The organism is Streptomyces hainanensis (assembly GCF_004348415.1).
Lineage (GTDB): Bacteria > Actinomycetota > Actinomycetes > Streptomycetales > Streptomycetaceae > Streptomyces > Streptomyces hainanensis.
In genome coordinates this window covers 1-11,731 of the sequence record NZ_SMKI01000245.1, presented here as the reverse complement: position 1 = coordinate 11,731, position 11,731 = coordinate 1, and the positions used below count along the sequence as shown (strand labels likewise).

Here is an 11,731-nt window from a genome sequence, read left to right as displayed (position 1 = left end):
CGCCACCGCAGCTCGAACCGCCGCCACCGGCGTCCGCGCCGCCGCCGCCGTCCCAACCGCCGCCCGCGGCGGCGCCACAGCCGTAGCCGTAGCTGTGCGACGCGGTGGACCTGATCCGGTGCCCGCGGGTGCGGGCCGGCGTGCCGAGCCGCCGGAACTGCCGCTTCCGCCGGGCCCTGACCAGCGCGGCCCGCCCCACCGGCGTCAGCCGACTGCCGCCGAGCGCACGGCCGACGAGGAACAGCGCCAGCGCGCCGAGGAACGACGCCGGCAGCGCGGCGACCCACGGCACGTCGGACGAGAGCAGCGCCCCCGCCATCCCGAACGCCACGATCACGCACACCACGTCGTGCACCCGGCCGGCGAGCCGCCACGCCTCGTACCGCACGAGGTTCCACAGCAGGCCCCGCGACTCCAACTCCTCGCTGACGGCCCACACGGCGTCGGACCCGGCGAGACCGGCGGCCACCTCGCCGAGCGAGCCGTCCCACGCCGGCCCGCAGTGCGTCAGCAACTCCCGCTCCAGGTCGTCGTCCGCCACCGGCCGCACCACCCGCAGCCGCTCCCCGGCGACCGTGACCCGGCCCTTCTCGCGCATCCCGCTCACCACCGCGTCGGCCACCCCGACGGGCCCGCCGGCGAGGAACGCCAGCTCGTACGCGCTCCGCAACGACGTGTTCCCGCCGAGCGGCCGCCCGCGCCGCGCCCATACCCGCACCGCGACCAGCTGCGCCAGGCTCACGACGACGATCCCCACCAAACCGACGATCACGACACCCATGTCGCCCCCCTGCACCCCGTATCCCCGCGTTCTGTCCTTTTCCTTCCCCCCGGCGCCCAACGAACCCGTCCCCACGCCGAGTTCAGAGCTACATCTGAGCTTCGCGCACCGCGCGGCGCACCGGGTCGAAGATAAGATCGACAGCCGAGGGCTTCCCCCGGAAGACGGACCACGCGTCACGACGCGGCGCGGCTCGGACACGCTCGCCCTGGTAGGGCGCCCCCGGCAGGACTCGAACCTGCGGCCAAGTGCTTAGAAGGCACCTGCTCTATCCACTGAGCTACGGGGGCCGGTCGTGGGCCATGGCGCGGGACGGAGCCCCCTGGTGACCTCGCCGTCGCACAGGATATGGCCTCAAGGGGTTCGTCCCGGTTGCTTCACGGCAACACCCTCGTGTGGAGATCCAGTGAAGCAGCCCTGATAATCGCAGGCGAGTGCGATGAGCGCAGCGATTTCGAGGGCTGAGATGAGGGGTGTTGCGCAGTCGTTATGCCGGGGGGTGGGGCTGGTGCCCGGAATGAGGCGCGTTCGGTGGAATATGCTTTGGAAATAGCTTGAAATTGGGCATTCTGCGCATGTGGCGATCTTGGACGCACGGCCCGACCTGCTGGACGCGCTGACCGTACTGCGGGAGCGTCTCGCTGCCGCGCGCTTTCCTCTGGAGGTGCCCGGTGCGGAGCGGGCCCGGCGGTCCAGGGGGGAACTGCTGGCGCAGCTCGACGGATACCTGCTACCCCGGCTCCGCATGCCGGGCGCACCGCTGCTCGCGGTGATCGGGGGTTCCACGGGCGCCGGGAAGTCGACGCTGGTCAACTCGCTCGTGGGGCGCCGGGTCACCGAGGCCGGCGTGCTGCGGCCCACCACCCGCACCCCCGTGCTCGTCTGCCACCCCGAGGACCGCCACTGGTTCGAGGACCGGCGCGTGCTGCCCCAGCTCGGCCGGGTGGTGACGCCGCGCCAGGAGGGACAGGGCGAGGGCGAGGGGGAGCCGGCGGGGGCACTGGGCATGCACACCACCAGGGCGGTGCCCGTCGGCGTCGCCCTGCTCGACGCGCCGGACGTCGACTCGCTGGTCGCCGACAACCGCGACCTCGCCGCCGACCTGATCTGCGCCGCCGACATCTGGGTGGTGGTCACCACCGCCGCCCGCTACGCCGACGCGCTCCCCTGGAACCTGCTCCGCAGCGCCCGGGAGTACGACGTCACGCTGGCCACCGTGCTCGACCGGGTGCCGCACCAGATCGCCGCCGAGGTCTCCCGGCACTACGACACGCTCCTCGAACGCGCCGGCCTGACCGGCGTGCCCAGGTTCACCGTGCCCGAGCTGCCCGAGTCGGCCCGCGGCGGGTCCGGGCTGCTGCCCGCCACCGCGGTCGCCGGGCTCCGTGAGTGGCTGTTCCGCCGCGCCCACGACGCCGAGGCGCGGCACCGGGCCGCCGCCCGCACCGCCACCGGCGCCGTCGCCTCGCTGCGCGCCAGGGTCGGCGCGCTCGCCGGCGCCTGCGCCGCCCAGCACGCCACCGCCGTCCGCCTCGACCAACGGCTCGCCGACGCCTACGCGACGGCCGACGCGCGGGTCCGCGACTGCCTGGCCGGCGGCGGGCTGCTCACCGGCCAGTCCCGCGCGCACTGGCTGGCGTTCCCGCACGACGCCAGCCCGGAGGAACTGCTCGACTCGCTGACCCGGGCCCTGTCCGGGCTGCTGGTCGAGGCCGTGTCGGCGGCCGACGAACGCGTCGCCGCCGCCTGGGCCGGGGAGCCGGGGGCGCCGGCCGGCGGCGTCGACGGGGCCGACGCGGTGCGGGAACGTATCGGCATCCAGGTGCGCCGACTGCGGCGCTGCCTGGAGGAGTTGGCCGAGGAGGCCTGCGTCGTCGTCGGGCTCCGCCCCGACCAGGGCGGCAGCGGCCGGTCGATGTCCGGCGCCGAGGGGGAGATCGCCGCGCTGCTCGCCGCCGGGCTGCTCGGCGGCAAGGGCGGCTCGGTGGCGCGGCAGTCGCTCTCCGGGTCGCTCGGCACCCGGGTCGCCGCCCGGCTGACCGAACAGGGCACGCAGGAGGTCGGGGGCTGCGTGGCCCGGGTGCTCGACGGCGAGCGGGAGCGGCGTGGCGCCCCGCTGCACGACCTGGAGATCACCCCCACCCCCCAGGTCGAGCTGGTCGCCGCGCTGTCCGTGGTGCATGCCAGGCACACCGGTGCCGGGTCGGCGGGGGATCGAGCGGGAGAGGCAGGAGGAGTCCGGTGACGGAGAGCATGACCATCACCCGCACCCGACGGGAGAGCAGGGAGGAACCGCGGCCCGCCGCGGGCGAGGCCGAGGGCACCCAGGAGGAACGGGCCCTGCGGCTGCGGCTCGGCGCGCTGCGCGAGCTGATCGGCCTCTCCCGCACCCGTCTCGACGACACGGCGCTCGCCGAGGCCGCCCGGGTGCTCGACGAGGCCGCGGCCCGCGACAAGCTGCCCAGGACCTACACCGCCGTCGCCATCGCAGGCGCCACCGGCACCGGCAAGTCCACCCTGTTCAACGCCCTGGCGGGCGCCCAGCTCTCGGAGACCGGGGTGCGCCGACCCACCACCGCGACCGCCGTCTCCTGCACCTGGGAGGCCGGCCGCGAACAGAACCCGGACGGGCTGCTCGAACGACTCGGCGTGCCGGCCAGGGCCCGCCGCCGCGCCCACGTCCTGGACCCGGGGCTGCGCGGCCTGATCCTGCTCGACCTCCCCGACTACGACTCGGTCGACCCCAGCCACCGGGAGCAGGTGGACCGGCTGCTCGGCCTCGTCGACGCCGTGATCTGGGTGGTCGACCCGGAGAAGTACGCCGACACCCTGCTGCACGAGCGCTACCTGCGCGCCTTCGCCGGCCACGCCGACGTCAGCCTCGTCGTCCTCAACCAGACCGACCGGCTGCCGGTCGAGGCCGTCGACGTGGTCCTCGACGACCTGCGCCGGCTGCTCGACGAGGGCGGGGTGGCGCTCGGCGAGCACGGCGAGCCGGGCGCCGGGGTACTCGCCGTCTCGGCGCTGACCGGCGACGGGGTGGCCGAACTGCGCGGGACCGTCGGCGAGTTGGCCGCCGCCAGGACCGCCGCCGCCCGACGGCTCGCCGCCGACGTGGACGGCGTGGCGCGCCGGCTCGGACCCCTGTACATCGCGGACGGCGCCGAGGCCCCCGCCGGGCTCACCCCCGGCGCCAGGGAGACCTTCGAGGACCGGTTGGCCGCCGCCGTCGGCGCCTCGGCGGCCGGGCAGGCCGCGGAGCGCGGCTGGCTGCGCCGCGCCGACCGGGCCTGCGGCACCCCGTGGGCCCAGGTGACGCGCTGGCTCGCCGGCCGGCAGGCCGAGCGGCGCGGCGAGCCACCCGCGCTCGCCACCCGGCGGCTGCGGGCCGCCGGCACACCGGCGGTGGCCACGGCCGTGGTGGAGCACGCGGTGCGCCTGTTGTCCGACGAGGCGGCGGACGGGCTCCCCGAGCCCTGGGGCCGTGCCGTGCGGGACACCGCGCGGCAGGGCGCCGAGCGGCTGCCGGAGGCGTTGGAGCGCGCCCTGGAGAAGCAGCCGGCCGAGCCGCTGCCCAGGCCGCGCTGGTGGTCGGTGGCCGCGATCGGCCAGGCCGTGCTGCTCGCGGCCGAACTCCTGGGCTTCTGCTGGCTGCTGGCCGCCGTCCTCGGCCAGCCGGTGGTGGGCCGCTGGCTGCCGCTCGTGCTGCTCGTCGGCGGCTCCTTCGGCGGCCCGCTGCTCGCGTGGGCCTGCCGGATCGCCGCCCGGGGCCCGGCCGGGGCCTACGGCCAGCAGGAGGAGTGGCGGCTCCGCAGGATCGCCGCCGACGCGGGCCACAGCCACGTCCTGGAATCCATCGCCGCCGAGCTGCTGCGCTACCGGGAGGTCAGGGAACGCTACGTGGTGGCCGCCTCGCCCACCGGGGCCGCGGAGTTCACCTCGATGTCGCCGTTGTCGCCCCTGGCGACGATGTCGAGCATGTCGGCGTTGTCACCGAGCGTTGGATGACGTCCCGCATGGGCGAGTCCTGTTCATTCCTCGCCATTCCATGGTGATTCGAGGTAACGATTCGACCTCGGAATGTGTAACTCCTCGTTCTCGTGGGGACATTGACCAACTCCCCTCCCTACGATCCCCGTACGCACGGGGATGTTGATGCGCGCGCGCCGCCTGATGTCGCGGCAGCGCCCTGTGATCTCGTGGAGGGGACTCACACCATGATTCTTGCGCGCAAGCGGGCCATGTCCCGCCTTGCGGCCACCGCGATCGCCACCGGTCTGTTCGCCACCGGGGCGATCGCGACCGCGGGCACGGCCGCCGCGGACGAGCAGAACCCGCACAACGGTGGCGCCACCGCCACCCTCGGCGGGCTGGACCCGGAGGCTTCCGGCCGTATCGCCGTCACCCACGAGGGTGAGACGGACACCTACCGCGGTGGTCTGTTCACCCTGCAGGCGGACGACGGCGGCACGCTCCAGACGTACTGCATCGACTTCACCACCGCCACCTCGAGCAACGCTCGGTACAAGGAGGTCGGCTGGAACGAGTCCCGCCTGCACAACAACGCCAACTCGGGCCGGATCCAGTGGATCCTGCAGAACTCCTACCCGGTGAACGACGACCTGGTGGCGCTGGCCTCGCAGGTCGGCGTCGAGTCGCTGGACGACGAGGAGGCCGCCGCCGGCACCCAGGCCGCGATCTGGGAGTTCTCCGACGGCGTCGAGGCCGTGCCGGAGAGCGACAACGCCGCGGCCCTCACCGACTGGCTCACCGAGAACGCCGAGGAGGCCGAGGAGCCCGGCGCCTCGCTGACCCTCAGCCCGAACCAGGTGTCCGGCCAGTCCGGCGGTCGTCTCGGCCCGGTCACGGTCGACACCACGGCCGAGTCCGTCACCGTGACCCCGGACGCCGCGGCCGTCGAGCAGGGCGTGACCCTCTCCGACTCCGCCGGCAACGTCATCGACGAGACCACCCCGGTCACCGACGGCACCGAGCTGTTCTTCGACGTGCCGGAGGGTGCCGAGGACGGCAGCGCCTCGCTGACCGCCACCGCCACCTCCCAGGTGCCGATCGGCCGCGTCTTCACCGGCATCGACGTGCGCACCCAGACCATGATCCTGGCCGGCTCCTCCGAGTCCTCGGTCAGCGCCAACGCGGGCGCCAGCTGGGCCGCCCCGGGTGCCCCGGCCGTCGCGTTCGAGGCCGAGGAGATCTGCGCCGACGGCGGCGTGCTGGTCACCGCCACCAACGAGGGCGACGTGCCGTTCGAGTTCGAACTGAACGGTGAGACCAGGGAGATCGCCCCCGGCGGCTCCGACTCGATCCTGGTCCCGGTCGAGAACGGCCAGGAGTACGAGATCACCGTCGCCTACCCCGACGAGTCGCGTGAGCCGTTCAGCGCGACCGGTGTCCTCGACTGCGCGCCCGGCGGCGGTGAGCCCCCGACGCCGATCGACGAGGAGAACGAGCCGGCGCCGGCCACCACCGGTGGTGCCGCCGAGGACGACGGCCCGGACCTGGCCGAGACCGGTTCGAGCAGCAACGTCGGCATGATCACCGGCATCGCCCTGGCCCTGCTGGTCGTCGGTGGCGCGGGCGTGTTCTTCATGCGCCGTCGTTCCGCCGCGGGCTCGGGCAACTGAGCACAGCGTGACTCCGTGAACCACGGAGCGTGAGGGGCGGGTCCGCGAGGGCCCGCCCCTTCGCGTTGCCGCGGTGCCGCCCGGGCCGGTCGGGACGGGCGCCGGTTTCCGCCGTGGCAGGGGCATGCGGCAGGATGGAGTCCTCCGCACCCCTGCCCACTGCCTGACCCGTCGGACGGTTTCTCTTGGCTGAGTACATCTACACCATGCGCAAGGCCCGCAAGGCGCACGGCGACAAGGTGATCCTTGACGACGTCTCGCTGAGTTTTCTGCCCGGGGCCAAGATCGGTGTCGTGGGCCCCAACGGCGCGGGCAAGTCGACCGTGCTGAAGATCATGGCCGGCCTGGAGCAGCCCTCCAACGGCGACGCCTTCCTGGCGCCCGGCGCCACCGTCGGCATCCTGCTGCAGGAGCCGCCGCTCGACGAGTCCAAGACCGTCCTGGAGAACGTCCAGCTGGGCGTGGCCGACACCAAGGCCAAGCTCGACCGGTTCAACGAGATCGCCGAGCAGATGGCGACCGAGTACACCGACGAGCTGGGCGACGAGATGGGCAAGCTGCAGGAGCAGCTCGACCACGCGAACGCCTGGGACCTGGACGCGCAGCTGGAGCAGGCCATGGACGCGCTGGGCTGCCCCCCGGGCGACTGGCCGGTCACCAACCTCTCCGGCGGCGAGAAGCGCCGTGTGGCGCTCTGCAAGCTGCTCCTGGAGCAGCCCGACCTGCTGCTGCTCGACGAGCCCACCAACCACCTGGACGCCGAGTCCGTGCAGTGGCTCGAGCAGCACCTCGCGAAGTACCCGGGCACCGTCGTCGCCATCACCCACGACCGGTACTTCCTGGACAACGTGGCCGAGTGGATCATGGAGTTGGACCGCGGCCGCGCCTACGGGTACGAGGGCAACTACTCGAAGTACCTGGAGACCAAGCAGACCCGGCTCAAGGTCGAGGGCCAGCGGGACGTCAAGCGCGCCAAGCGGCTCAAGGACGAGTTGGAGTGGGTGCGCTCCAACGCCAAGGGCCGGCAGGCCAAGTCCCGCGCCCGCCTCCAGCGTTACGAGGAGATGGCGGCGGAGGCCGAGAAGACCAGGAAGCTGGACTTCGAGGAGATCCAGATCCCACCGGGCCCGCGGCTCGGCAGCGTGGTGGTCGAGGTCGACGGCCTGCACAAGGGGTTCGGCTCGAAGGTGCTGGTGGACGGCCTGTCCTTCACCCTCCCGAGGAACGGCATCGTCGGCGTGATCGGCCCCAACGGCGCCGGCAAGACCACGCTGTTCAAGATGATCCTGGGCCTGGAGCAGGTGGACTCCGGCTCGGTCCGGGTCGGCGAGACCGTCAAGATCTCCTACGTCGACCAGTCCCGCGCCAACATCGACCCCAAGAAGACGCTGTGGGAGGTCGTCTCCGACGGCCTCGACTACCTCAACGTCGGCCAGGTCGAGATGCCGTCCAGGGCGTACGTCAGCGCCTTCGGCTTCAAGGGCCCCGACCAGCAGAAGCCGGCCGGCGTCCTCTCCGGCGGCGAGCGCAACCGGCTCAACCTCGCCCTCACCCTCAAGCAGGGCGGCAACCTGCTGCTGCTCGACGAGCCCACCAACGACCTCGACGTGGAGACGCTCTCCTCGCTGGAGAACGCGCTGCTCGACTTCCCCGGCTGCGCCGTGGTCGTCTCCCACGACCGCTGGTTCCTGGACCGCGTCGCCACCCACATCCTGGCGTACGAGGGCGAGTCGAAGTGGTTCTGGTTCGAGGGCAACTTCGAGTCCTACGAGAAGAACAAGGTCGAGCGGCTCGGCGCGGAGGCGACCCGCCCGCACCGCACCTCGTACAAGAAGCTGAACCGGGACTGATCCGGTGCGGCATGTGTATCAGTGCCCGCTGCGGTGGTCCGACATGGACGCGTTCGGGCACATCAACAACGTGGTCTACCTGCGCTACCTCGAAGAGGCCAGGATCGACTTCATGTTCCGGCTGGCCAGGCAGGCCGACTCCGGCGCGTTCACCGGCGGTTCGGTCGTGGCGCGGCACGAGATCGACTACCTGAAGCCGATGGTGCACCGGCACGAGCCGGTCACCATCGAGACCTGGGTGGCCAGGCTCGGCGGCGCCTCGGTGACCGTGGCGTACGAGATCAGGGACGCGGAGACGGTCTACGCCAGGGCCGCCACCGTCGTCGTGCCCTACCGCCTGGAGGACTCCCGTCCGCGCCGACTCACGGCCGAGGAGCGGGAGTTCCTCGGCAGGTACCGTGACGACGAGACGGACGGGGTGCTGGAGGGCTCGACGGCCGCATGACGTATCCGCCGCGGCTGGCCCTCGCGGAGTCGGGGGAGGCCGGAGACCTCGCCGCCTATCTGGGGCGGCAGTTGCGCTGGGACCGGGCGGCCGCCGCCCGGCTCCAGGCGGACGGCGAGGTGGTCGCCGTCTTCACCAGGCCGGCCAGGTTCGACGTGCTCGCCGTCCGGCCCTGCCGGCTGCGTGAGCCGGCCACGCTCGACGTCACCGTGTCGGCCGGCGAGCTGCTGGAGTCGATCGACACCGACGCCGCGGACGCCCCGACCGTGGCGGTGCCCGGGCAGGTCACCGGTCCTTCCTGGGCCGGGCTGCTGCCGCCGCGCGGCGGCTGGCGCGTCGAGGCCGAACTGCCGGCCGAGCGGGTGCGCGGCGCGGCCGCCGCCGTGGTGGGCGAGTTCCGCGAGCGGCGCGAGCGGTTGACGCCCGAGCAGTCCACCAGGGAGGCGCTCGACGCGCTCGCCGAGGAGATCTGGTCCCGCCCGCTGCCCGGCACCCCGCTGCCGCTGCGGGCCGTGCACGCCGCCCACGCCCTCGGCATGCTGCGCGCCGCCGAGCCGGTCGCCGTGCTGAGCCGGGGCGCCTGGCTGCGGCTGCGCACCCCGCTCGGCTCCACGGCGGTCCGCCGCCGGGACGCGGGAGCGCCCGGGCTCGGGCTCTCCGTGACGCCGCTCTAACCAGGCCCTGCCAGGCCCTGCCCTGCCCGGCCGGGCCAGGGGCGCCCCGAGCGCGCCCGGGTGGTTTGCCCGGGCGCGCGTTTCCCGCGATGGTGATCACCCTGGTCGCCCTGCTGGCCGTGCGACAGGCATGGTCCACGGTCCGGATGGAGTTCGCCGACACCCTCACGAAGACGACCTCCGGCGGCCGGTTCACCACGGACGCCTGCCTCGGCGAGAGCGGCGTGGTGGGCTGGGCGGTCGAGTACGTCCCCTACTCCCACCTGAGCGGCATGCAGTGGACGGCCGCCGCGGCCCTGTGCGTCGTGCTCGCGCTCACCGCGGCGGTGACCGCGGGCGCCGCCCGGCGCGCACTCCGCTGACGCGGTGGGCGGGTCCTAGCGCAGGTCCCGCTTGCCGTAACGGATGTTCACGGCCGTGACGGTGGAGGCCAGGCTGGTCAGCCGCGCCGGGTCCAGCCGGCCGTAGCGGGTCGGCGCGACCGTCTCGGTCGGCCGCTGGCGGGCCACCGGGCACCCCACGATGTCCGGCAGGGTCAGCTCGCGCCGGCCCGCGTCCAGCGACAGCTCGGTGAACGCCGTGAAGTTCAGGGCGCCGTGCGGGCTGTGCCTGCCGGTCTCGTAGAGCAGCCCGATCTCGCCCGACGGGAGCAGGGTCAGGTCGGAGTAGCCCGCCCTGGCCGGGGTGATCACGGTGCCGACCGTGTGCCAGGTGCGGCCCTCGTCGTAGCTGGAGCGGATCGTCATGATCCGCCGCCGGCTGCCGACCTGCTCGCCCGGGCGGGTGGGCGCGGACAGCAGCACCCGGTCACGGTCGTCGCCCACGTCCGTCGCGGTCAGCCGCAGCAGCGAGCCGGAGACGGGCGGTGTGTCCAGGTCCCGCACCTCCCGGAAGCCGGCCGGCGTGAAGCTCTCGCCCGCGTCCTCGCTGTACGCCGCCAGCCGCACGTTGTCCAGGCCCCTGGCGTTGATGTACAGCGTGCCGTCCACCCGTTCCACCAGGGAGAGTTCGGCCGGGTTCGGCAGCTCCTCGACCGTCTCCCAGACGGCGCCGAGCCGCCAGCTCAGGCCGCCGTCGTCGCTGTAGTACAGCTGGCCGCCCGACCGGTCACCCGTCGTGTCGTGGTCCCCGGCCACCACCAACCGGCCGGCGTGCTCCCCGCGTTGCAGCTGGATGCCGTGCCCGGGACCGACCGAGATCCAGGTCCAGGACGCCGGCTTGAGGCCGCGCAGCGGCGCGCCCGCCCGCCAGGTCAGGCCGTCGTCCTCCGAGTGCAGCAGACTGAGCGAACGCGGACCCCGGGAGCGGACGTCGTCCGGCTTCGGCGTCCACGTGTTGTACGCGTACATCAGCGTGACGAGCCCGCTCTCCGCGTCGACCACCGGCACCGGGTTGCCGTAGCCACCGGCGTCCAGGTCGCCGCGCAGCACCGTCAACTCCCCCCAGGTGCGGCCGCCGTCCGTCGACCGCTTGACGACGAGGTCGATGTCGCCGATGTCCGCGCAGTCCGCGACCCTGGCCTCGGCGAAAGCCAACAGCGTGCCGGCCGTGGTGGTGACGATCGCCGGAATCCGGTAACAGGCGTAGCCCTCCGTGTCGTGCCGGAACGGCTGGCTCAACGACCGCTCGGGCGGCGGGGTGTTGCGCGGCGTGGCGACGGCCGACGGCGGGGTGGTGAACATGATCGCCCACACGGCGGTGGCGAGCAGGGTCATCCGTGTCGTCCGAGCGCGTATGGGCATGCGGGGGACAGTACGGACGTTCGGCGAACGGGCGGTTACCACTTCGTTATCTCGCGGGGCGTCTGCCAGGCGCCTGCCGGGCTTCGGTCGGGCTTCGGCCGGAGGCCACGTCCGGTACGCCACGGCGAGTCTGCGACGATGGGGGGGTGAGTGACGAGCAGCAGCCACCGGCCGAGTCGTTCTACGAGCGGGTCGGGGGCGAGGAGACCTTCGACAGGCTCGTGCACCGCTTCTACGAGGGCGTGGCCGACGACCCGTTGCTGCGTCCCATGTACCCCGAGGAGGACCTGGGCCCCGCCGAGGAGCGGCTGCGGCTCTTCCTCATCCAGTACTGGGGCGGCCCCCGCACCTACGGCGAGAACCGCGGCCACCCGCGGCTGCGGATGCGGCATGCCCCGTTCCGGGTCGACCAGGCCGCCCACGACGCGTGGCTCCGCCACATGCGCGCGGCGGTCGACAGCCTCGACCTGCCGCCCGAGCTGGAGGACGAGCTGTGGCGCTACCTGACGTACGCGGCGTTCTCGATGATCAACACGTGACCGGCCTGGCGGCCTGAGCGCCTCGAAGGTTTCGTTCCCCCCACCCACCCTGTCTCTT

The 11,731-nt window shown here is 73.3% G+C and carries 10 protein-coding genes and 1 tRNA gene; 8 read left to right on the top strand and 3 right to left on the bottom strand.

The genetic code is table 11. From position 1 onward, the window contains the following. Together E1283_RS21695 and E1283_RS21690 are read right to left on the bottom strand one after the other, a co-directional pair. Positions 1-781, bottom strand: a 781-nt coding sequence (locus E1283_RS21695; RefSeq protein ID WP_132819787.1) for a TIGR04222 domain-containing membrane protein, incomplete at its 3' end; no start/stop codon positions are given. Positions 782-998: 217 nt separating this feature from the next. After that, a tRNA-Arg gene (locus E1283_RS21690) sits at positions 999-1,071 on the bottom strand. A gap of 287 nt (positions 1,072-1,358) precedes the next feature. On the opposite strand from E1283_RS21690, the gene E1283_RS21685 reads away from it, so the two are divergent. From E1283_RS21685 to E1283_RS21655, 7 genes are all read left to right on the top strand, one after another. Then, the gene (locus E1283_RS21685; protein ID WP_132819786.1) at positions 1,359-3,026 is read left to right on the top strand and encodes a dynamin family protein; all 1,668 of its coding nucleotides are present in this window, start codon (positions 1,359-1,361) and stop codon (positions 3,024-3,026) included. After that, positions 3,023-4,789, top strand: a complete 1,767-nt coding sequence (locus E1283_RS21680; RefSeq protein ID WP_341829943.1) for a GTPase — start codon at positions 3,023-3,025, stop codon at positions 4,787-4,789. Before E1283_RS21685 ends, E1283_RS21680 begins: the two co-directional genes overlap by 4 nt. Positions 4,790-4,998: 209 nt before the next feature. Further along, positions 4,999-6,423, top strand: a complete 1,425-nt coding sequence (locus E1283_RS21675) for a thioester domain-containing protein (RefSeq protein WP_132819785.1) — start codon at positions 4,999-5,001, stop codon at positions 6,421-6,423. A gap of 185 nt (positions 6,424-6,608) precedes the next feature. Further along, positions 6,609-8,273 carry an energy-dependent translational throttle protein EttA gene (gene ettA, locus E1283_RS21670; RefSeq protein ID WP_132819784.1) on the top strand — a complete coding sequence of 555 codons (1,665 nt, stop codon included), beginning with the start codon at positions 6,609-6,611 and terminating at the stop codon, positions 8,271-8,273. A gap of 4 nt (positions 8,274-8,277) precedes the next feature. Then, complete coding sequence (locus E1283_RS21665) at positions 8,278-8,718, top strand: acyl-CoA thioesterase (RefSeq protein ID WP_132819783.1); 441 nt, start codon at positions 8,278-8,280, stop codon at positions 8,716-8,718. Next, positions 8,715-9,392, top strand: coding sequence for a DUF8010 domain-containing protein (locus E1283_RS21660; RefSeq protein WP_132819782.1), 678 nt, complete (start codon positions 8,715-8,717; stop codon positions 9,390-9,392). Before E1283_RS21665 ends, E1283_RS21660 begins: the two co-directional genes overlap by 4 nt. Positions 9,393-9,481: 89 nt before the next feature. Then, on the top strand, positions 9,482-9,754 hold the full coding sequence (locus E1283_RS21655) for a hypothetical protein (RefSeq protein WP_132819781.1): 273 nt from the start codon (positions 9,482-9,484) through the stop codon (positions 9,752-9,754). A gap of 15 nt (positions 9,755-9,769) precedes the next feature. Here E1283_RS21655 and E1283_RS21650 read toward each other — a convergent pair whose 3' ends face one another. Beyond that, the gene (locus E1283_RS21650) at positions 9,770-11,134 is read right to left on the bottom strand and encodes a sialidase family protein (RefSeq protein ID WP_132819780.1); all 1,365 of its coding nucleotides are present in this window, start codon (positions 11,132-11,134) and stop codon (positions 9,770-9,772) included. Positions 11,135-11,280: 146 nt separating this feature from the next. Between E1283_RS21650 and E1283_RS21645 the strand changes: the two genes are divergently transcribed. Then, positions 11,281-11,673 carry a globin gene (locus tag E1283_RS21645; RefSeq protein WP_132819779.1) on the top strand — a complete coding sequence of 131 codons (393 nt, stop codon included), beginning with the start codon at positions 11,281-11,283 and terminating at the stop codon, positions 11,671-11,673. The last annotated feature ends 58 nt before the right edge of the window (positions 11,674-11,731 follow it).